Genomic DNA, 20723 nt, shown 5'->3' on the forward strand with positions numbered 1-20723 from the left:
GCTCAGACTGCGGGAACGGCCTTCGTGGTCATCACCAGCAGCTGCGGATCGGTCAGATCGAGCGAGACCGAGATGGAGACGAACTCGGAGAGAGACTCGACGTGGGTTCCGCCGCAGAGGATCTCCGCGTCACCATCCGGCAGTTCGCAGTGCCAGCTGCGACGGTCCACGATCGTGGGGCCCTCGGGAACCACGCGGCTCGTCGCGCCGGAGGCGACCCACGTGGCCAGCTGCGAGTTGATCGCGGTCTCGCGAACCTCGAGCGTCGTCGCGAAGGTCTCGGTGTCGAATCCGGCCCTGCGAAGACTCTTGCCCAGGCGGTACTCGTCGACCGCGCCGTCTTCATGGATACGGCTGGACTGGTTCGCCCGTGCCTCGAAGTTCGGGTTGCCCAGAGCATCGGAACCGGGGTTCTTGCGCCACAGGTCGGCGAGAGCGATGTCCAACGCCAGTGATGCCAGGTGGCAGGCGGTGTGACCGCGGCTGAGCCCTGCCCGTCGCGGGGCATCGACCGACAATTCGACGCGTGCGCCCTCGGCGAGCCAGGCGGGAGCATCGCCGTCGATCGGGTGTCCGACGAGCCAGGTCCATCCCTCCACGCCCCGCTTGACGGGGATCTCGGCTCCGACGGCGAACTCTCCCTCGTCCGACACCGCGGCCATCACGGCCTCGGCGATGCGGACGGCATTCCCCTCTGCAGACAGCTCACCTGTATCTCCCGGCTGGTCCGGCCAGGTGTGGTCGACCGGATGGAACGGGGTCGCGTCGACGACGACGACGGTTCCCCGCGATGACGTCTCGACTCGTGCGACGGTGCTCGACCCAGTGAGGTCGCCTCCCGCGAAGGAGACGATCGTGGACGACGGCATGGAACTCCTCGTGTCGAACCGGCGGGGGGTGCAGGTCGGTCAGGCCGTGACGACCTGAGCGGTGCCGAGCGGTGCCTCAGGCCCCATCTCGGCCGCGATCCGGTTGGCCTCTTCGATCAGCGTGGCGACGATATCCGCTTCGGGAACGGTCTTGACGACCTCGCCCTTGACGAAGATCTGCCCCTTGCCGTTTCCCGAGGCGACCCCGAGATCGGCCTCGCGCGCTTCACCGGGACCGTTCACGACGCAGCCCATGACGGCGACGCGCAGCGGCACGGTCATGTCCTTGAGCCCCTCGGTGACGTTCTCGGCGAGCGAGTAGACGTCGACCTGAGCGCGCCCGCACGACGGGCATGACACGATCTCGAGCTTGCGCTCGCGGAGGTTCAGCGACTGCAGGATCTGGTGTCCGACCTTCACCTCTTCGGCCGGCGGCGCTGACAGGGACACGCGGATGGTGTCTCCGATGCCCTCGCCGAGCAGGATGCCGAAAGCCGTGGCGCTCTTGATCGTGCCCTGGAACGCGGGACCGGCCTCGGTCACACCGAGATGCAGCGGCCAGTCGCCCCGTTCGGCGAGCTGACGGTACGCCTTCACCATGACGATCGGGTCATTGTGCTTGACCGAGATCTTGAAGTCGTGGAAGTCGTGCTCCTCGAACAGCGAAGCCTCCCAGACGGCGCTCTCCACGAGCGCCTCAGCGGTCGCCTTGCCGTACTTGGTCAGAATGCGGCGGTCGAGCGAGCCCGCGTTGACGCCGATCCGCAGCGAGACGCCCGCAGCCTTGGCGGCCTCGGCGATCTTGCCGACGTTGCCGTCGAACTCGCGGATGTTGCCAGGGTTGACCCGCACAGCGCCGCACCCCGCATCGATGGCGGTGTAGATGTAGCGCGGCTGGAAATGGATGTCGGCGATGACGGGGATCTGGCTCTTCATCGCGATGATCTTGAGCGCGTCGGCGTCGTCCTGATGCGGGACGGCCACACGGACGATCTCACACCCGGATGCGGTCAGTTCCGCGATCTGCTGGAGGGTCGCGTTGATGTCCGTCGTCTTCGTCGTGGTCATCGACTGGACGGTGACGGGCGCGTCACCACCGACGAGCACCTTGCCCACCTTGATCTGACGAGACTTGCGTCGCGGGGCGAGGACTTCGGGGATCTTCGGCATCCCAAGATTCACTGCTGGCACAACGCCCAGCCTACGCCGCCTGAATGCACGCAGGCTGGAAGTCGCCCGCCCCTGACGCGCGTCATGCGGCCTGGGCCCTGGCGTGCGGTGTGATAGTTTTCAGCCCATGCTCGCGAACTTCACCTGGTGGCCCGCCTCTTAGGCGGTGTGTTCGCGTTCCCACGAATCCAGACCGCCTCCGGGGCGGTCTTTTCGTTGAGCCGAGCCGGAGCCACGCACAGGAGACCCCGATGACCCTCTCACGTCTTGCCGAGCTCACCGCAGACCCGGCCGCATCCTTCGTGCTCATCGCACGCGACGGCGCCGAATCGGTGGAACTGCTCACCGGCGAGGTCGTCGATGTCGAACTGCTGGCTGACATACCGCTGTCGATCGACGGCACCCCCCGCGAGATCTTCACGATGGTTCCATACCGTCAGGTTCGCGAGCGCGGCTTCGTCGCCCAGGACGACGGCGCACCTCTGCGATGCATCGTGGTCGATGAGCACCTGCATATCGCGACGCCCGAGCTGCTCTCGACGCTGCCTTCAGATCCCGTGCCGCTGAGCGACGGCGGGTTCGACATCCCCGACGAGGAGTACGCCAGGATCGTCGAGACCGTGATCGCCGACGAGATCGGACGGGGCGAAGGCGCGAACTTCGTGATCCGCCGCGACTTCACCGCCGAGATCGACGTCGACGACCGGACAGCCGCGCTCACCTGGTTCCGCGCCCTCCTCACGCACGAGCGAGGCGCTTACTGGACCTTCGCGGTCGTCACACCCGGACACATCGCAGTCGGCGCGAGCCCGGAGGCGCACGTCGTCGCGCGCGGCGGCGTCGTGACGATGAATCCCATCTCGGGCACCTTCCGCCACCCTTCCGGTGGAGCCACGCGAGACACCCTGATCGACTTCCTCTCGTCCACGAAGGAGACGGAAGAGCTCTTCATGGTCGTCGACGAGGAGCTCAAGATGATGAGCGCGGTGTGCTCCGACGGCGGACGCATCACCGGCCCGCATCTGAAAGAGATGTCGCGCCTCACCCACACCGAGTACATGCTCCGCGGCCGCAGCACGCTGGACCCCCGCGACATCCTGCGCGAGACGATGTTCGCGCCGACCGTGACCGGCTCGCCGATGCAGAACGCGTGCGCGGTGATCCGCCGTCACGAGAAGAAGCCGCGTGGGTACTACTCCGGCGTGGCCGCCCTGTTCACTCCGAACGATGCGGGCGGGCACGACCTCGATGCGCCGATCCTGATCCGCACCGTGTACCTGCAGAACGGCTCGCTCAGTGTGCCCGTGGGCGCGACTCTCGTGCGGCACTCGGACCCGCACGGCGAGGTGTCGGAGACCCACGGCAAAGCCGCCGGTGTTCTCGGCGCCATCGGGGCGATCGATCGCGACAGCGTCGCCGAAGCGCGCGATGATGCGGACGCCCCGGGTGAACGGCAGCCTCTCGCCGACGACCCCGCGATCGCGGAGCTTCTCTCCTCGCGCAATGCGCGGCTGGCGGACTTCTGGCTGAATCCGCAGGGCGATGAGCTGACCGGGCCCTTCGCCGGCCGATCCGCGATCGTCGTCGACGCCGAGGATCGCTTCACCACGATGCTCGCCCACCAGCTGCGTCACCTCGGACTCGGGGTCACGATCCGCGCCTGGAGCGACGTCGACGATGCGGAGCTCGACGCAGCCGACCTCGTGGTCGCAGGCCCAGGGCCGGGTGATCCCCGCGACGTCGAGAGCGACCGCATCAGCAGGCTGCGCGAGGTCGTGGCCCGACGCGTGGACGCGAGATCGCCGCTGCTCGCTGTGTGCCTGAGCCATCAGATCCTCAGCGATCGTCTCGGCATCGCTCTGACACCACTCGCCGCGCCGCATCAGGGACTCCAGAAATCGGTCCCCGTGTTCGGCGAGGACGCATCGATCGGCTTCTACAACACCTTCACGGCCAGGGTGGCCCCCGGTACGACATCGACGGGACCGGTCGACGTGTCAGCCGACCCCGAGTCCGGCGATGTCTACGCGCTTCGTGGCGACCGATTCGCGTCGGTCCAGGGGCACCTCGAATCGATCCTGTCGCGGGACGGCATCCGCACGCTCGAGCGTCTGGTCTCGCACGCGCTGGCCTGATCCGAGAGCGGATGCCGGGGCAACTCGGCTACCGAAGTAGCCGCGCCTCGAAGGCGATTCAGCCTCCGAAGATGTTCACCGGGTTGAAGACATCGGCGAGGAGCAGCACAGCCCCCATGACGATGAGCAGCGTGGCGACGACCACGGTCAGCGGCACGAGCCTGGTGGCGTCGACGGGCGGGGGCGGCGGTCGACGGAACAGCTTGGCCCAGGCACGGCGGATGCCGTCCCACAGCGCGACGACGACATGACCTCCGTCGAGCGGCAGCAGTGGGATCAGGTTGAACACGAACAGCGCCACATTCAGAGATCCGAGGAGCCCGAGGAGGACTGAGAAGCGGTTGAGGATCGGCGCATCGATCGCCGCGACTTCACCCGCGATGCGTCCGACGCCCACGACGCTCAGCGGCCCGTTCGGGTCGCGCTCAGACCCCGTGACCAGGGAGACACCGGTGTCCCAGATGCGAACCGGAAGAGTCACGATCATCGACCCGACGCGCGCGACGGTGTCGGCCGCCATCTGGGGTCCTGCCGACAACGGTTGCTGGACGAAGCCCATCTGCGCCGCCATGCCGACATATCCGACTTCCCGGACGACGGGTTGACCGTCCTCGCCCATAACCGGCTGTCCACTCGCATCTGTGATGGTGCGCTCAGCCTCGATCGGCGTGATGCTCAGCGTCTCCTCGGCGCCGTCTCGAAGAACCACCAGTCGCAGGGTCTCCCCTGGAGCCGCCTGCACGATGGCGGTCGCCTGCGCGAACGTCGACACGGGCTGCCCGTCGACGGACACCAGCACATCACCGGGTCTGATCCCGGCTTCTGCTGCCGGCGTCGCCGGGTCGCCTGCCTCGCACTCCGTCGCCGTCGATCCCGCGGGCAGGACGCACTGGTTCACCGAGGCGATCGTCGTGGTTCCCTGCTGCACCCCGATACCCGACACGAGAACGGTGAAGATGAGGACCGCGAGGATTAGGTTCATCAGCGGACCACCGAGCATCACGACGACGCGCTTCCACACGGGCAGGCGATAGAACACACGGTCCTCCGCGCCTTCCGCGATCGTCTCGTCGTTCGCGGACCTCGCGTCCTGCACGAGTGCGCGGAAGACGCCCTTCGCCGGACCGGATGCGGCGGAAGCCGGGTACATCCCCGACATCGAGATGAATCCACCGAGCGGCAGAAGCTTGAACCCGTACTCGGTCTCGCCGATGCGCTTGGACCAGAGCCTCGGGCCGAAGCCGATCATGTACTGGCCGACGCGCACGCCGAACAGCTTCGCCGGCAGGAGGTGGCCGACCTCGTGCAGACCGATCGACAGGCCGAGGCCGATCAGCATGAACACGATGCCACCCAGATAGAGCAGTGCTTCCACTCCCCCAAGCTAGTGCTCGCCGCCTAGGAATAAGCCCCATGTGCTGCATGGGGCGCAGACGTCGCACCGTTAGGCTTGTCCTGTGACCTCCCGCCAGCTGCGACTTCTGCGCGCAGCCACGGCATCCGGCGCCGCCACTCTGGTCGCTGCGGCGTCGCACACCACCGCGGGCGGAGCCGCCCCGCACCCGCTTCTGGTGCTCGCCGTCGCGACGCTCCTCGTGCCTCTGGCAGCGCTGCTCATCGGCGCCCGAGTGTCCCGGACGCGCGTCGCTCTGACCGTGCTGGTCAGCCAGGGGCTCTTCCACCTCGTGTTCCAGCTGCTCGGCACCCCGACCGATGGAACGGCGCTCGCGGGGCACGCACACCATCTCGATCTCGCCGCTCTGGGTCCGGTGGTCGCCACGACCGCTCCTGATGCCCTCATGCTCGTCGGACACGTCATCGCAGCGATCATCACCACCGTTCTGGTCTGTCACGGCGAGTCGTCGGTGCGAGCGATCGCCGGCTGGGTGCAGGCACGCCTGCGTCAGGCGGTCGCGCTGTTCCGACCGGCCCACGAAAGCCCCGCATTCCCGGTGTTCGCGATCCGAGTGCCGGCCGAGAGCGACTTCTCGGTATCGGTGTCGCGCCGCGGTCCTCCTGCACACGTCTGATCTCGCATCGCCTCTCCGAGGCGTTCCACCTTCCCGCGGATGCCGCGCACACCGCCGCGCCCGCAGATCAGCACACAGGAGTACCACCATGCGTTCCACCACCACCCGCCGCAACGTCACCGCAGGACTCGTCGGAGGCGCGATCCTCGCCCTCGCCATCCCTGCGATGGCCAGCGCCCACGTCAGTGTCAGCCCGGACGAGCTGACCGCAGGAGACCACGGCGTGCTGACCTTCTCGTTCGCCCACGGCTGCGAGAACTCCCCGACGACATCGCTCAAGGTGACGATGCCCGAGGGGCTCGCCTCCGTCGCGCCCACCATGGACAGCAACTGGTCGATCGACATCGAGAAAGGCGATGACGGACTCGTCAGCGCCGTGACCTACACCGCCGTCGCACCGGTGCCCAACGAACTGCGCGGCGCAGTGAGCATGGCTGTCGGGCTCGATGAGGACACGCCCGACTCGCTCGCTTTCCCGGTCGTCCAGACGTGCGTCGAGGGAAGCACCGAATGGACGCAGCTCGCAGAGGACGGCGAAGACCCGCACAGCCTCGATGCGCCCGCTCCGGTGGTCGAGGTCGTCGCCGCGTCCGCTGACGGACACGGGGCGCACGGCTCCGCGGAGGAAGCCGAAGACGCGGATGCCGCCGACTCGGATGCCGCCGACGAAGCAGACTCTTCGAACGCGCTCGGCACGGCGATGGGCGCGGGCGGCCTCGTCGCCGGCATCGCCGCACTCGTCGTCTCCGTAGTGGCCTACCGCCGCAAGGCGTGACGCCCTGGCGCGTCTCCTCGGCTCGATGGAGCCGGGGAGACGTGCCGCACCCCGTGATCCCACCGGAGCCGTGAGATCATGGATGCGACATGTCGATTGAACAACAACCGAGCCTGCCTCCCGTGCTCCGCCCCGCGAACCCGCCCCGGCGCGAGCTGTCCGAACTCGCCTCTCGATTCGCACGAGACGTCCGCGGCGAGGTGAACGGTGTCGCCCTGTCGGGCATCACCCTCGCCACTGCCGACCTCCGTCCCGGCGAAGCCTTCGTCGCGATCCGGGGCGTGAATCGCCACGGCGCCGAGTTCGCGGTCACCGCCGCCGAGAAGGGGGCCGTCGCGATCATCACCGACGAGGACGGCGCCGACATCGCCGAACCGGCCGGACTCCCTGTGCTCATCGTGGACGACCCCCGCGCCGTCCTCGGCGCACTGAGCGCGTGGGTCTACGGCACGGGCGCGGGTGCGCCGCTCCCCCTGCTGTTCGCCACCACCGGGACCAACGGTAAGACGAGCGTCTCGCATCTGCTCGAGGGCATCCTCGACCAGCTCGGCGTCGTCACCGGACTCTCCTCGACCGCCGAGCGCCACATCGCCGGTGAGGTCATCGTCTCGAGACTGACGACCCCGGAGGCGTCGGAGATGCACGCGCTGCTCGCGCTGATGCGCGAGCGCGATGTCGAAGCCGTGGCCGTCGAGGTCAGTGCCCAGGCGCTCTCTCGTCATCGCGTCGACGGCATCCGCTTCGACGTCGCCGGCTTCACCAATCTCAGCCACGACCACCTCGACGACTACGCCGACATGGAGGAGTACTTCGAGGCCAAGCTGCCGCTGTTCCGACCGGATCGGGCGACGCGCGCAGTGGTGTGCCTCGACTCGCCCAACGGCGCGATCGTCGTGCAGCGTGCGGAGATCCCTGTCGTCACCGTCGGCACCCCGTCGATCGCGGCCGATCCCAACGCCGCCGCCCGCGCCGACTGGGTCGTCGTGATCGACGACGAACGAGCCTCGGGGACTACGTTCACGCTCACCGGCCCTGCCGGATCCGTGACGACCACGGTGCCGGTGATCGGTCCGCACATGGCGGCGAACGCCGCTCTGGCCATCGTCATGCTGCTCGAGGGCGGCTATGCCTGGGATCGCATCGTCGCCGCCCTCGATCGTGACGGCGGCATCCATGCTCATCTCCCCGGGCGCACGCAGCTCGTCTCCGGAGACACCGGCCCTGTCGTCTTCGTCGACTTCGGGCACTCGCCCGACGCTTTCGAGAAGACGCTCGCCGCGGTCCGCCGCGTGACCCCGGGCAAGGTGCTGATGCTGTTCGGTGCCGACGGGGACCGCGACGCCAGCAAACGCTTCGACATGGCGCGCACCGCCGTCGAGGGCAGCGACATCCTCGTCGTGACCGACCACCACCCCCGCTTCGAAGACCCTGACTCGATCAGGGCCACTCTCGTCGCAGGCGCGCGCACCGCGCGCCCCGACGCCGAGATCCACGAGTACTCGCCGCCCGAGGCGGCCATCGTGGCGGCGGTCGGACTGGTCGGAGAGGGCGATTCGATCCTGTGGGCAGGCCCCGGGCATCAGGACTATCGCGACATCCGGGGAGTGCGCACGCCCTATTCCGCCCGAGAGCTGGCACGACGGGCGCTCCGCGCGGCCGGGTGGCCCGTGCCCGATTCGCACTGGCCCGTCCCCTACCCCGACGAAGACTGACTCGAGCGCCGGTGCCGTCGCGATCAGCGGTTGCGCACCGGCTCCTCGACCGCCACTCCCCTCAGGCGAGTCGCGGCCTCGCCGGAGATCAGACGCGCGCGATCAGCTGATCGGCCTTTCGGCGCGCCCACTCCTCGGCCTCGGCGAGCGATTCGACCGTCAGCGTCTGCGGCGGCTCGTGGGCGTCGACCACGCGTGAGATCGTGTCGACGATGCCGAGGAACGGCAGCCGTCCCTCGTGGAACGCATCGACCGCCTGCTCGTTGGCCGCGTTGTAGACCGCAGGGAATGTCGCGCCCGCACGGCCCACGGCCTTGGCGAGGTCGACGGCCGGGAAGGCGACGTCGTCGAGCGGCTCGAACGTCCACGAGGTCGCTTGGGTCCAGTCGAGAGGGCGTCCGACCCCACCGACGCGACTCGGCCAGTCGAGCCCCAGTGAGATCGGAAGACGCATGTCGGGCGGGGATGCCTGGGCGATCGTCGAGCCGTCGATGAACTCGACCATCGAGTGCACGATCGACTGAGGGTGCACGACGACCTCGATGTCGTCGTAGGCAATGTCGAACAGCAGGTGCGCCTCGATCACCTCGAGACCCTTGTTCACCAGCGTCGCGGAGTTCGTGGTGACCATGCGGCCCATGTCCCATGTCGGGTGCGCGAGCGCTTCCTGCGGCGTGACCTCGAGCATCTGTTCACGCGCGCGACCGCGGAACGGCCCACCGGACGCCGTCACGACAAGGCGTCGCACCTCGGCATGGGTGCCGCTGCGCAGCGCCTGCGCGAGGGCCGAGTGCTCTGAATCGACGGGGACGATCTGATCGGGGGCCGCTGCTGCGAGAACCAGTTCGCCGCCGACGATGAGGGATTCCTTGTTCGCGAGAGCGAGGGTTCTGCCGGCTTTCAGCGCTGCGAGGGTGGAACCGAGCCCGATCGATCCGGTGATCGCGTTGAGCACCACGTCGGCCTCGACATCGCGCACGAGCTGTTCGGCCTCGGCGGCGCCCAATGCGGTGCTGTCGACATGGAAGTTCGCGGCCTGCTCCGCGAGCATCTCGGCGTTCGTCCCGGCGGCAAGGCCGACGAGTTCGAAACGACGAGGGTTGGCGCGGATGACGTCGAGCGCCTGCGTGCCGATGGAGCCTGTGGAGCCGAGGACGATGATGCGACGCATGCCGTCAGCCTATGGCAAGCCCTCGGCTCCTCTGCGTTACGGGGCCTGCTCGACCGGCGTCGTCGCGAGGATGTCGACGACGAAGACCAGGGTTTCGCCGGTCAGATCCGCGTCGTTGATCTCGCCCTCGCCGTAGCCGTCCTTCGGAGGCATCGCGACGACGACCTGCGAACCGACCTTCTGGCCCTCGAGTGCCATCTTGAACCCGGGGACCACTCCGCTGGTGGGGAACTGCGACGGGGCGGCGTCCCGGCTCCAACTGGAGTCGAACTCGGAGCCGTCGGACCACTTCACGCCGCGGTACTGCACCGTGACCAGGTCGCCCGCACCCACGACGGCGCCGTCGCCCTGCTTGAGCACGGCCACCTCGGTCTCGGCGGGGGCATCGGAGTCGGGGATCGTGATCGTCGGCGATCCGGCATCGTCGAGCTCGACGACGGGCATGCCATCGGTCGCGTCGACCTCGGAACCGGTCGCCGTCGTCGGAAGCTGCTCGATCGTCTCGACGTAGAGGACGCTGGGGTTCATGCCCTCCTGCGCCGAAGGAAGGGTCAGCACCACGCTGGATCCGATCGGGAGGCACTCGGCCGCGACGGTGAACACCGTCGACTGCGTGGGATCGACGATCTGCTGTGGCTGCTGGACGGCCAGGAGAGCGGACAGGACTCCGTCGGGGCCGCGCTCCGACGTGCTGAGCACTTCATTGGTGGTGGCATCGATGAGCTGGTACCGCAGGGATACGAGATCTCCGGGCATGACGTCATCGCCGTCGCCCTCGACCACCACCGAGCGCTCGGCCTCAGCAAGATCCGCGCCCTCGGGAACGGAGACCTTGACATCCGCACCGGATCCTTCGACGGTCACGGCATCAGAGCCTGCACCCGACGCGATGTCGGCGAGGCAGGAGCTCTCGGCACCGGCGTCGGGGGTGGCGGTCGACTCGGGCGTCGAGCCGCCGGAGCACCCCGCCAGCAGAAGGGTCGCCGCGGCGACGGTGGACAGGACGATAAGCGGACGCTTGCGCACAGTTGAACCTCAGGATCGCGGGCGGGACACCCCATCATCCCTCACGCCCCTTTGCTGATGCTGGGAGGCGCGCGCTGGCGCTTCATTCCCGCCGCGGCATGATTGCCGGGGTAATCTGCTCTGATGACGTCAGATCAGTCCGTGGAGCCCGAAACTTCGCCCGCAGAGACTGAGAAGCCTCGTCACGCAGGCTTCGCCTATGCGCTCGGTCGCAGCCTCATCACCCCGCTTGCGCGCACGATCTACCGGCCCCGCATCGAGGGTAGGGAGAACGTCCCGAAAGACGGCGCGGTCATCTTCGCGAGCAACCACCTGTCGTTCATCGACTCGATCGCGATTCCGGTGGCCGCACCGCGCCCCGTGCATTTCCTGGCGAAGTCCACCTATTTCGAGGGGACGGGATTCAAAGGCTGGCTCAGCAAGACGTTCTTCGAGTCGATCGGCGCCATCTCCGTGCGCCGCGGCGCGGGGAAGGCCGCCCTCGACGCCCTCGATGTGCAGCGCCAGCTGCTCGAAGAAGGCCTCGCCGTCGCGCTCTACCCCGAAGGGACACGTTCTACCGACGGACGCCTGTACAAGGGGCGCACCGGCGTCGCCTTCCTGGCTCTGCAGACCGGAGCACCGGTCGTCCCTGTCGGATTGATCGGCACGGACAAGGTGATGCCGGTCGGCGCGAAGATGCCGACGCTGAAGGAACGCATCACGGTGCGTTTCGGAGAACCGCTCGATCTCTCCCCCCATGGCCCCGCCACGAGCGGTCGCGCCCGCAGACTCGCCACGGACGAGATCATGGCCGCCATCCATGCCCTTTCCGGCCAGGAGCTGGCCGACGCCTACAACGAGGCTCCCGCGCAGGGCACGATCGAGAAGATCAAGCAGGCGCTTCCTCACGAGCGCCGCTGACGCGCACCGGCCGCTCAGCTCGTCGCGGCGCGCACCGACGCTTCGTGTCGCACGGGAAAGTTCATCGAGTTCGCGATGAAGCACCACTCGTTGGCCTGCGCATGAGCGCGCTCTGCCGCGTCGATCATCGATACGTCGGCGACGACGACGTCGGGACGCAGCATCACCTCGACGAAAGCGCCGCCGCCCTTGCCGTCCTCCCGCATCATCCCCGAGGCGGTGTCTCGATAGGAGACGACGACGACGCCTGCGGTGACGCAGGCGTGCAGGTACGAGAGCAGGTGGCACTCGGAGAGCGAGGCGAGGAGCAGATCCTCGGGATTCCACCGCGACGGATCGCCTCGGAACGGCTTGTCGGCGGAGGCGAGGATGTCGGGCTTGCCCGCGACCTCGAGCGTGACATCGCGCCGATACTCGCGATAGCCACTCGTGCCGGTGCCTGAGTTGCCCGTCCAGGTGGAGCTGAGTGAATAGCGGTGCTCGCCGAGCGGGGCTGATCGATCTGCCATGGCGACAGTCTGCCACCAGGATGGGCGCGACGATCACGGAGGCTGGCGCTGCGTTCGCCCAACCGACGATATCCTTGGGAGGTGCTGGAGACTCTCACCGTTCAAGATGCCGTGGAACTCGCCGTCGTCGAAAGAAGCGGATTCATCGAGTCTCGCCATGCGGGGGCCGCGGTCGTTCTCTCGCCTGACGGCGATGTCGTCGCGCGCTATGGAAACGCGGATGCCGTGATCCTGCCTCGCTCGAGCCTCAAGCCGCTGCAGGCGGTGGCATGCATCACCGCCGGGGCGACTCTCGACGGGGAGCAGCTCGCGATGTCGACCGCGAGTCATAGCGGAACCGACCGCCATGCCGCCGTGGTGCGCGACGTGCTCACCGAGGGCGGTCTCACCGAGGATCATCTGGGCTGCCCGCCGGCGTGGCCCGGTGATACCTCCGCCCGTGACGAACTCGTGCGCGAGCACGGCGCGCAGACCCGGATCCGCATGAACTGCTCGGGCAAGCACGCGGCGATGCTTCGCGCCTGCGTCGCGACCGGCTGGCCCACCGACAGCTATCTGGACCCCGCGCACCCGCTTCAGCTGCACATCCGCGAAGTCATCGAGCGTCTGACCGGTGAGAAGGTCGCCCACACCGCGATCGACGGGTGCGGCGCTCCCGTCTATGCGATCACGCTGACGGGCCTCGCGCGGTCGATCCATCGGATCGGCACCGCCTCGGACCGTTCCCCCTTCGCTCTGCACCGGGTCGCCGGCTCCCTGGTTCGCGCGGTGCGTGAGCACCCGTGGACCATCGACGGTCCCGGTCGCCCTGACACCATCGCGATCGAGAAGCTCGGAGTGTTCGCGAAAGGCGGCGCCGAGGGCATCATGGTCATGGTCGCTCCGAACGGAACGACCGTCGCGCTGAAGATGCTCGATGGCGGTGCCCGCGCGTCGACGATCGTGGCTGCGACTCTGCTCGCCCGCGCAGGCGGGCTCACCGACTCCGAGGTCGCGACGCTCGCTGCCGCTCTGCCTCTCGAGGTGCTCGGCGGCGGCGCGGAGGTCGGAGCCGTCCGCCCCGGAAGCGGCATCTGACCGCACGGCGCACCGCGCTGCTCATCACCTGGGCGCGAGGGCAGGGATCACGACACGACGAGGTCCGGCGTCCCCGATCAGCGACCAGGCTCGTCCGGCATGCGGTCGCGCGTAGGGCGGGAGTTCTCGCACGCCCGCGAGCTGCCGGAGCTCGGCCGCGTTCTCTGCCCGGATGAGCGCCTCCCCGCCCCTGCGCACCCGCTGCCACAGCGGCCAGTTACGTTGCCACGCATCCGCCTCGCCGAGCAGTATCGTCGGACGCGCCGGGGCCTCGAAGTCGCGAGGCTCACCTGAAAGCACCACGACGTCGCACCCTGGATGGGCGGCTGCCAGTGATTCGGCGACCGCCGACACTCCACCGCTGATGAGCGCCGTGAGAGCAGACCTCGGCGCCCAATCGTGGTCTTCCCGATATCGAGAAGCACCGCGCGCAGAGCCCGACGATCTCAATCGTTCTTCGGGGACCCAGGCGAGCTGGATCTCCCGGTCCCCCATCCGCATCCGCCCCGGCGGTCGGTCTCGATCGAAGCCCGCGGACTCGCCGCCTGCGGCCAGATGATCGACGCGGCTCGGCATTCTCAGCAGCCCTCGGCGCGGAAGCGCGTCGAGAAGCCGCCCGAGGGGTCCCGAGGTTCTGGTCGCAGTGAGCGCGAAGGTGGCTCCGGAGCCGTGCCTCAGGATCCTCTCCCAGAGCTGAGCGAGATGCTGGCCGTATTCGAGAGGCAGCTCGCTGATCCTGGCGTCGATGTCATCGCACAGGACGAGACCTGCGACACGCGCTCCGTCTGCCGCCAGCGCGACGACGGAGTCCCAAGCACGTTCCGGATCAGCAGGTATCCAGATCGGGTCCGCGTGCTGTTTGGCAAGCGCACGCAGGGCCGAAGTACGCCCCGATCCCGATCCGCCCAGGAACACGATTCCGCGCTCGGCGCCGATCGAGAGGAATTCGAGCGGCTGTCGCTGACGCTCGGGATCGTCAGCACGCCCCAGGATGGCTTCGCCCTTCCGGGTCTCGGCCTGTAGCGCCGCCAACGGGAGCATGCGCGGAAGAGCAGGCAACCACGGGCTGGGCGGGATGTCTGCATCAGCCCATCTCAATGCGATCGCCCTCAGATCTGCGGCGCCCGTCAGAGCCACTCTCATCGCCATCGGGTCAGCGTCCTGAGGACGACGGACCAGCGCCAGCCCCCTGGACTCCACACCGCCCGGAAGCTCGGCCGCGTCGTCGGTGCCGATGACGGCTCTGCTGTCTGCGGCGTCTGAGACACGCAGGCTCACCCTGAGCGGACAGTTGGCGGCCAGAGCATCGCGAATCACACCGGAAGCACGCTGGGTCCCGAGGATCAGATGCATACCGAGGGCTCTGCCCCTGGCGGCGATATCAGTGAACACGACCCCGAGATCGGCATGATCCTGGAGCAACGCCGCGAACTCGTCGACCACGATCACCAGCCTCGCCATTCCGATCTCCCGCACATCCCGTGCGCCTGCTTCCGCGAGAACGGACTCTCGGCGGCGCAGCTCTGCTGTCAGGCTGGAGACTCCCCTGCGGGCGCCCTCCTCGTCGAGATCGGTGATGACCGCGGCGACCTGCGGGAGCATCCGAAGCGGCTCGAAGGCCGTGCCCCCCTTGAAATCCGCCAAGACGAAAGTCACTCGGTCCGGGCCATGGCCGCTCGCCATAGCCGTCACCCACGACACCAGCAGCTCGCTCTTGCCGCTGCCCGTCGTGCCGGTGACGATGGCGTGCGGCCCGTCATCGACGATGTCGAGGACGATGTCTGCGCGTTCGCCTCGGCCCACCACCGCAGCGAGCCCGACCGGCGACTCGGGCTGGTTGAGATCGCTGAGTGCCACCCCGCCCGGGAGCGAGTCCAGCTCCTCGCCCTCGACCGAGCGTTCTTCGCCGGTCGCGACCGTCTGATCGCGAGACATGCACTCGGTCGCGACCTCGACGATGCCATGCGGAGTACGAACCCTCGCCCGGTGCGGTTCGAGGACGTCGACGACCGTCGTGATGCCCTCAGGGACGTCTTCGTCTCGGCCGAGCAGCCAGATCACAGCGTCAGCCGCGGGACGGGAGTCACCGCTTCGAGCCACCGCGAGACGAAACGAACCGCGCCGCGCGAAACGCGCCTGTGGAAACCCCGAGATCCCCAACTCCTCGAGATGTGGGCCGACCACCGACATCTGAGAGGCTCCGAATCTCAGACACAACTGGATCACGAGCGCTCTCGCGACAGCGGCGACGACGGGGAGGGCTCCGCGGAGTCCGACGCCGCCGCTGAGCGGAACCGTCACCGGCACGTGCTCGAGCCGGGCGCATCGCATCCGGAAGTCGCGCTCACGCTCCCCGTCGCCCCCCGATGCACGGACTGCGCTGTCGCCGACGCCGCTGCCCACGACGATCTCCGTATCGGCGTCCGGTGGTTCGAGGCCGCGCAAGGGCGGCTGCGCCAGGGCGGCCGCCGCGTCTGGACGACGGTGCCATCGCATCTGACGCTCATCATCGTGGAGCCGCGACAGCTGCGCCTCAGCGAGCGACCACGCCGCCGCGCTCTCCGTCTCGGCGACTCGGAGCGCCCTTCGCCGGGAGCGCGATCCGTCGAGCAGCGACGCGAAGATCATCAGCGGACCGAGCGCGGCGAAGCACAGGGAGAAGAGGGAACCGGTGACGAGCCAGAGCACCACGCCGGCGGCCACGGGCACGAGCGCCGCTATGAACGGCGTCGGTGGTCTGCGCGCTTGCGCGGGTGCGGCGGGGATCGCGATAGGCAGAGAGTCCATGCTCCCAGTGGACCTCACGGGAGAGGCGCGGAGAGCGCCCTCCACAGCGATCGGACGCTATTCGGAGGACTGGCCCGCTGTGGAGAAGGACTCGCCCTCGGCAGACGAGGACTCGTCCGCGACCTGCACGATCACAAGCGTCACGTTGTCGCGGCCCCCGTTCTCCAGCGCCGCCGCCAGCATCGCATCGACAGCGGCCGCAGGATCGGCGTTCTCGCGGAGGAAATGCTGGATGCCGTAATCGGTCAACTCTTTCGTCAGGCCGTCCGAGCAGATGACGAACCGATCGCCCGGCCGGACATCGAGCGTGACGTAATCAGGAGCAGTGAGCTCACTCGCTCCCACCGCTCGCGTGATCACGTTGCTGTACGGATGCCCTTCGGCCTCTTCAGGGCTGATCTTTCCTGCGGCGATTAGCTCCTGGACGACCGAGTGGTCGGTGGTGATCTGCACCAGACGATCGTCTCTGAGGAGATATACGCGCGAGTCGCCGATATTGAGAGAGGTCCAGTGCGGCTCGTCGTCTTCGAACTCGAGGAAGACTCCGGTGAGTGTGGTGCCGGTTCCTTCGTCCGTGGTCTCGGGGTGGTCGGCGATGTCGGCCACCGCAAGCTCCAGCGCTCCCTCGATGGATCCGCGATCGACTGCTCCTGCTGCGACGACGGCATCGAGTCGCTTGACCGTGCTCTGGCTCGCGATCTCGCCGCCGGCATGACCGCCCATTCCGTCGGCGACGATGAACAGCGGGTAATCAGCGAAGAACGCATCCTGATTCGTCTCGCGTCGCCGACCCACGTCGGTGACGCCCGCCCAGGAAAGCAGCAGCGGGCGCTGCGCAACCGTGACGCTGCGCGTCTTCGTCGTCGTCTCAGCCACTCGTCGCCTCCGGATCGCCTGCGGGTCGGGCTACCCCAGGACACTCACACATCGTAGTGGACGCTGCCCCGGTCGCACTCGCACCGCCGACCGTCACGCGCAGTCGCGCGGCGTCGATCGTCGGCTGCGAAATGACCATTCCTCCACGTTATCGCCTTCCACCGACGCTCTTCGCCACGGCGAGATGTCTTCCCCGCACAGCACAGAGCCCCCGACCGGAGTCGAGGGCTCTGTGTGACGTTCAGATCACGCCGGGGGCTGCGTGGGATCCGTGGGCGGAACCTGCGGAGCCGCCGGAGGCGCTGCCGGCGGTGCGGGCGGAGCCGTGGGCGGACTGGACGGCGCAGCCGGGGGAACACCGGGGCCCGCCGGGGTCGACGGAGCAGCGGGCGGCGCGTACCCGGGCTGAGCCGGCGGCGCGTAGCCGGGCTGGGCAGGCGGCGCGTACCCCTGAGGAGCGGGAGGCGCGTAGCCCTGCTGAGGAGCGCCATAGCCCTGGGGAGCGCCATAGCCGGGGCCTGCTACCGGGCGCGGCTGTACGGGAACGCCGTCCCAGACGGTGGAGTCAGCAAGGAAGCCGTTGCCTGCCCACGGAGCAGGAACGATGTTCGGGTTCCAGCGGGACTTGTCGAAGGCGTTGATGCCGTACCAGACGATCGAGAGCAGAACGAACAGGACGACCCAGACAGCGTCCTTCTGCAGCTTGAGTCCGACCCGCCATGCAGCGAGAGCGAGAACCACGGCCAGGGCGATGCCCGTCAGGAAGTTGAGGTACGGGATGAACGAGAGACCGATGCCGATCAGGACGACCCACGGGGAGATGTCTCCGAGCTTCGCGAAGACCATCGTGTTGTACACCGGCACCCACGCGCGCCACTTGCCCTGGACACCTGCCTTTTCGAAGATCTTCATCAGGAAGATCGACGAGATCACATAGAACGCCAGTGCGAAGAGCAGACTGATCAAGAAGACGACGAAGAGACCGGCGATAGCCGCCCCGTTGTCGTAATAGTCGTTGTACATGATCCCCTCCGGATCCGATGGAGCTGACGCTGTGCGCGCCGCGACACCAACCATATCGGTGTGCCGATATGCGGGGCAACGACACACGCGCGGAGAGCCCGCTGCGCGTCATGCGCGGTCATTCCGCGACGACGAGCTCCTCGACGCCGGGTTCATCGGCGCTGCGGAGAACGAATCCTCGGCGATCGGCCCACGTCCGCAGCATCCGAAGGGATCGCAGCCGTGCCCGGTCCTCCGCCAGAGCCCGCACGAGCAGCCCCTTGGACTTCTTGTTGAAGTGGTTGAGGGCGCGACCGTGTTCCGTGACGACCCGGACATAACAGGAGGCCACCGCGTCCGGCACCGGGCCGAGCGCGACATACGCCTCGCTCCGCAGGTCGAGAATGAAGTCGGGGTCCTCCCCCGCTATCGCCTCGGTGGTCGCGTCAGCCCAGTGCCGGCGCAACGGGGGCAGACCTGGCAGCGAGGTCCCCGCGGCCAGTCGGTACGGCGGTATGGGATCCAGCGCACCGATGGGGCCGAGCGGCGCCGAGTGGATCCACACGTGTGCACCGAGCCAGCGACGGGATGCGGGGGCGAGACTGCCCGAGTCGAGAGCATCGAACAGAACCCCGGTGTAGCGATCCACCGCCGGCATGGTGGCCGCCGAGCGCAACATCCGATTGTGCGCGATGTCGCCCGCCTGCTTCGCACTGAGCTTCAGCACCCTCCGGGCGTGATCCTCATCTCCCGCCAGATCGATGAGAGCGTCGATCACCTCGTGCCGCGCAGCGGCCAGACCGGGAAGCGCGAGTGCGCTCACGTCGAGGGGTGCACCGTTCCCTCCCGGTCGCTTGGTCTCCGACGGGGGCAGCAGAATCTTCATGGGACCTCGGGGATACAGACGCGTCCGCCCCGGCTCCACAGGGGAGCCGAGGCGGACGCGATGAACTGACTGCTCAGGCGATGAGAGCCGCGTTGCCTGCCACGATCGTCAGGACATCGCTCTCCATCGAGAGGAATCCGTCCTGTGCGTTGGCGAGCACCTTGGTGCCATCCGTCTGCGTGATCCGAACCTCGCCCTGAGCGAGGATCGCCAGGACCGGCTCGTGGCCGGCCATGAATCCGATCTCGCCCTCGACGGTCTTGGCGACCACGAGACTCGCCTCTCCCGTCCAGACCTCCGCATCCGCGGAGACAAGGCTGACATGCAATGCCATGATCAGCCGTTCTCCTTCTGGATCCGCGCCCACTGCTCTTCGACGTCGGAGATGCCACCGACGTTGAAGAAGGCCTGCTCGGCGACGTGGTCGAAGTCACCGCGGGTGATCGCATCGAAGGACTCGATGGTCTCCTTGAGCGGGACGGTCGAACCCTCGACACCCGTGAACTTCTTGGCCATGTAGGTGTTCTGCGAGAGGAACTGCTGGATGCGACGTGCACGCGACACGACGATCTTGTCCTCTTCGGAGAGCTCGTCGACACCGAGGATGGCGATGATCTCCTGCAGTTCCTTGTTCTTCTGGAGGATCTGCTTGACCGTGGTGGCGACGCGGTAGTGGTCCTCGCCCAAGTAGCGGGGGTCCATGATGCGCGACGTCGAGGTCAGGGGGTCGATGGCCGGGTACAGACCCTTCGACGCGATCTCACGCGAGAGCTCCGTGGTGGCGTCGAGGTGGGCGAACGTGGTCGCCGGGGCCGGGTCGGTGTAGTCATCGGCCGGCACGTAGATCGCCTGCAGCGAGGTGATCGAGTGGCCACGGGTCGACGTGATGCGCTCCTGGAGCACACCCATCTCGTCGGCGAGGTTCGGCTGGTAACCCACGGCGGAGGGCATGCGGCCCAGCAGCGTGGAGACCTCGGAACCGGCCTGCGTGAAGCGGAAGATGTTGTCGATGAAGAGCAGCACGTCCTGCTTCTGCACGTCACGGAAGTACTCCGCCATCGTCAGAGCCGAGAGGGCGACGCGCAGACGCGTTCCCGGCGGCTCGTCCATCTGGCCGAAGACGAGGGCCGTCTTGTCGAAGACACCCGCCTCTTCCATCTCGTGGATGAGGTCGTTGCCCTCACGGGTACGCTCGCCGACACCGGCGAACACCGACACACCACCGTGGTCCTGCGCGACGCGCTGGATCATCTCCTGGATGAGGACGGTCTTTCCGACACCGGCTCCACCGAACAGACCGATCTTTCCACCCAGCACGTAGGGGGTCAGAAGGTCAATCGACTTGATGCCGGTCTCGAACATGGTCGTCTTCGACTCGAGCTGGTCGAAGTTCGGAGCCTTGCGGTGGATCGGCCAGCGCTCGGTGACCTCGATGGTCTCACCGGGCTCGAGGTTCAGGACCTCGCCGATGACGTTGAAGACCTTGCCCTTGGTGACGTCGCCGACGGGGACCGAGATGGCCTCGCCGGTGTCGCGCACTTCCTGGCCGCGCACGATGCCGTCGGTCGGCTTCAGAGCGATGGCGCGAACGAGGTCGTCGCCGAGGTGCTGAGCGACCTCGAGGGTGATCTCGACCGAAGAATCGCCGATGACGATCGTGGTCTTGAGTGCGTTGTAGATGTCGGGGATCGAGTCGTGCGGGAACTCGATGTCGACAACCGGACCGTTGACGCGTGCGACGCGCCCGACGACCGCGGTCGCCGGCTGGTCAGCCGTAGCGGTGGGGGTCATTTTC

General features: G+C 67.7%; 18 protein-coding genes. 6 read left to right on the forward strand and 12 right to left on the reverse strand.

Translation table 11 applies throughout. The features are described 5' to 3' along the window. Window positions 1–2: 2 nt before the first annotated feature. Together ACIP5T_RS04440 and ispG are read right to left on the reverse strand one after the other, a co-directional pair. The gene (locus ACIP5T_RS04440) at window positions 3–869 is read right to left on the reverse strand and encodes a hypothetical protein (protein ID WP_400860881.1); all 867 of its coding nucleotides are present in this window, start codon (window positions 867–869) and stop codon (window positions 3–5) included. A 39-nt stretch (window positions 870–908) separates the two neighbouring features. Then, window positions 909–2039, reverse strand: coding sequence for a flavodoxin-dependent (E)-4-hydroxy-3-methylbut-2-enyl-diphosphate synthase (ispG, locus tag ACIP5T_RS04445; protein WP_400786086.1), 1131 nt, complete (start codon window positions 2037–2039; stop codon window positions 909–911). 251 nt (window positions 2040–2290) lie between these two features. Between ispG and ACIP5T_RS04450 the strand changes: the two genes are divergently transcribed. Then, window positions 2291–4174: a chorismate-binding protein gene (locus tag ACIP5T_RS04450; protein WP_400860882.1), complete on the forward strand. Its 1884-nt coding sequence runs from the start codon at window positions 2291–2293 to the stop codon at window positions 4172–4174. Between the two features lie 58 nt (window positions 4175–4232). Here the strand turns inward: ACIP5T_RS04450 and ACIP5T_RS04455 are convergent, their stop codons facing one another. After that, window positions 4233–5549, reverse strand: a complete 1317-nt coding sequence (locus ACIP5T_RS04455; protein WP_400860883.1) for a M50 family metallopeptidase — start codon at window positions 5547–5549, stop codon at window positions 4233–4235. An 82-nt stretch (window positions 5550–5631) separates the two neighbouring features. Between ACIP5T_RS04455 and ACIP5T_RS04460 the strand changes: the two genes are divergently transcribed. From ACIP5T_RS04460 to ACIP5T_RS04470, 3 genes are all read left to right on the forward strand, one after another. Continuing rightward, window positions 5632–6204, forward strand: coding sequence for a hypothetical protein (locus tag ACIP5T_RS04460; protein WP_400860885.1), 573 nt, complete (start codon window positions 5632–5634; stop codon window positions 6202–6204). An 88-nt stretch (window positions 6205–6292) separates the two neighbouring features. After that, entirely contained in the window at window positions 6293–6979 is a 687-nt protein-coding gene (locus ACIP5T_RS04465) for a YcnI family protein (RefSeq protein WP_400860887.1), read from the forward strand. A gap of 89 nt (window positions 6980–7068) precedes the next feature. After that, window positions 7069–8691: a Mur ligase family protein gene (locus ACIP5T_RS04470; protein ID WP_400860888.1), complete on the forward strand. Its 1623-nt coding sequence runs from the start codon at window positions 7069–7071 to the stop codon at window positions 8689–8691. 88 nt (window positions 8692–8779) lie between these two features. Here the strand turns inward: ACIP5T_RS04470 and dxr are convergent, their stop codons facing one another. Further along, the gene (dxr, locus tag ACIP5T_RS04475) at window positions 8780–9862 is read right to left on the reverse strand and encodes a 1-deoxy-D-xylulose-5-phosphate reductoisomerase (RefSeq protein ID WP_400860889.1); all 1083 of its coding nucleotides are present in this window, start codon (window positions 9860–9862) and stop codon (window positions 8780–8782) included. A 36-nt stretch (window positions 9863–9898) separates the two neighbouring features. After that, on the reverse strand, window positions 9899–10888 hold the full coding sequence (locus ACIP5T_RS04480) for an FKBP-type peptidyl-prolyl cis-trans isomerase (RefSeq protein ID WP_400860891.1): 990 nt from the start codon (window positions 10886–10888) through the stop codon (window positions 9899–9901). Between the two features lie 123 nt (window positions 10889–11011). Here ACIP5T_RS04480 and ACIP5T_RS04485 point away from each other — a divergent pair, with 123 nt between their 5' ends. Then, window positions 11012–11791, forward strand: a complete 780-nt coding sequence (locus tag ACIP5T_RS04485) for a lysophospholipid acyltransferase family protein (RefSeq protein WP_400860892.1) — start codon at window positions 11012–11014, stop codon at window positions 11789–11791. Between the two features lie 14 nt (window positions 11792–11805). Here the strand turns inward: ACIP5T_RS04485 and ACIP5T_RS04490 are convergent, their stop codons facing one another. Further along, window positions 11806–12300, reverse strand: coding sequence for an OsmC family protein (locus tag ACIP5T_RS04490; protein WP_400860894.1), 495 nt, complete (start codon window positions 12298–12300; stop codon window positions 11806–11808). An 81-nt stretch (window positions 12301–12381) separates the two neighbouring features. On the opposite strand from ACIP5T_RS04490, the gene ACIP5T_RS04495 reads away from it, so the two are divergent. Continuing rightward, the gene (locus ACIP5T_RS04495; protein ID WP_400860896.1) at window positions 12382–13377 is read left to right on the forward strand and encodes an asparaginase; all 996 of its coding nucleotides are present in this window, start codon (window positions 12382–12384) and stop codon (window positions 13375–13377) included. Window positions 13378–13401: 24 nt separating this feature from the next. Here the strand turns inward: ACIP5T_RS04495 and ACIP5T_RS04500 are convergent, their stop codons facing one another. From ACIP5T_RS04500 to atpD, 6 genes are all read right to left on the reverse strand, one after another. After that, window positions 13402–16164 (reverse strand): FtsK/SpoIIIE domain-containing protein, encoded by a 2763-nt coding sequence (locus ACIP5T_RS04500; protein WP_400860898.1) that lies wholly within the window; start codon window positions 16162–16164, stop codon window positions 13402–13404. Window positions 16165–16221: 57 nt separating this feature from the next. Next, window positions 16222–17040, reverse strand: coding sequence for a PP2C family protein-serine/threonine phosphatase (locus ACIP5T_RS04505; protein ID WP_400860900.1), 819 nt, complete (start codon window positions 17038–17040; stop codon window positions 16222–16224). 246 nt (window positions 17041–17286) lie between these two features. After that, window positions 17287–18063 carry a large exoprotein gene (locus ACIP5T_RS04510; RefSeq protein ID WP_400860902.1) on the reverse strand — a complete coding sequence of 259 codons (777 nt, stop codon included), beginning with the start codon at window positions 18061–18063 and terminating at the stop codon, window positions 17287–17289. A 118-nt stretch (window positions 18064–18181) separates the two neighbouring features. Further along, a complete protein-coding gene (locus ACIP5T_RS04515) occupies window positions 18182–18928 on the reverse strand; it encodes a YaaA family protein (RefSeq protein WP_400860904.1) in 747 nt (248 codons plus the stop codon). A gap of 73 nt (window positions 18929–19001) precedes the next feature. Continuing rightward, window positions 19002–19262, reverse strand: a complete 261-nt coding sequence (locus tag ACIP5T_RS04520; RefSeq protein ID WP_053095764.1) for a F0F1 ATP synthase subunit epsilon — start codon at window positions 19260–19262, stop codon at window positions 19002–19004. A 2-nt stretch (window positions 19263–19264) separates the two neighbouring features. After that, the gene (gene atpD, locus ACIP5T_RS04525) at window positions 19265–20719 is read right to left on the reverse strand and encodes a F0F1 ATP synthase subunit beta (protein WP_400860906.1); all 1455 of its coding nucleotides are present in this window, start codon (window positions 20717–20719) and stop codon (window positions 19265–19267) included. Between the last annotated feature and the right edge of the window lie 4 nt (window positions 20720–20723).

Origin of the sequence: Microbacterium sp. NPDC088619, assembly GCF_044752825.1 — a bacterium.
Lineage (GTDB): Bacteria > Actinomycetota > Actinomycetes > Actinomycetales > Microbacteriaceae > Microbacterium.

Excerpts from the sequence above, each read along its gene's own strand:
- ACIP5T_RS04440 (WP_400860881.1), bottom strand. The coding sequence starts at position 869 with ATGCCGTCGTCCACGATCGTCTCCTTCGCGGGAGGCGACCTCACTGGG.
- ACIP5T_RS04450 (WP_400860882.1), top strand. The coding sequence starts at position 2,291 with ATGACCCTCTCACGTCTTGCCGAGCTCACCGCAGACCCGGCCGCATCC.
- ACIP5T_RS04500 (WP_400860898.1), bottom strand. The coding sequence starts at position 16,164 with ATGGACTCTCTGCCTATCGCGATCCCCGCCGCACCCGCGCAAGCGCGC.
- ACIP5T_RS04490 (WP_400860894.1), bottom strand. The coding sequence starts at position 12,300 with ATGGCAGATCGATCAGCCCCGCTCGGCGAGCACCGCTATTCACTCAGC.
- ACIP5T_RS04515 (WP_400860904.1), bottom strand. The coding sequence starts at position 18,928 with ATGAAGATTCTGCTGCCCCCGTCGGAGACCAAGCGACCGGGAGGGAAC.
- ispG (WP_400786086.1), bottom strand. The coding sequence starts at position 2,039 with ATGCCGAAGATCCCCGAAGTCCTCGCCCCGCGACGCAAGTCTCGTCAG.
- ACIP5T_RS04520 (WP_053095764.1), bottom strand. The coding sequence starts at position 19,262 with ATGGCATTGCATGTCAGCCTTGTCTCCGCGGATGCGGAGGTCTGGACG.
- ACIP5T_RS04510 (WP_400860902.1), bottom strand. The coding sequence starts at position 18,063 with ATGTACAACGACTATTACGACAACGGGGCGGCTATCGCCGGTCTCTTC.
- ACIP5T_RS04465 (WP_400860887.1), top strand. The coding sequence starts at position 6,293 with ATGCGTTCCACCACCACCCGCCGCAACGTCACCGCAGGACTCGTCGGA.
- ACIP5T_RS04470 (WP_400860888.1), top strand. The coding sequence starts at position 7,069 with ATGTCGATTGAACAACAACCGAGCCTGCCTCCCGTGCTCCGCCCCGCG.
- ACIP5T_RS04485 (WP_400860892.1), top strand. The coding sequence starts at position 11,012 with ATGACGTCAGATCAGTCCGTGGAGCCCGAAACTTCGCCCGCAGAGACT.
- atpD (WP_400860906.1), bottom strand. The coding sequence starts at position 20,719 with ATGACCCCCACCGCTACGGCTGACCAGCCGGCGACCGCGGTCGTCGGG.
- dxr (WP_400860889.1), bottom strand. The coding sequence starts at position 9,862 with ATGCGTCGCATCATCGTCCTCGGCTCCACAGGCTCCATCGGCACGCAG.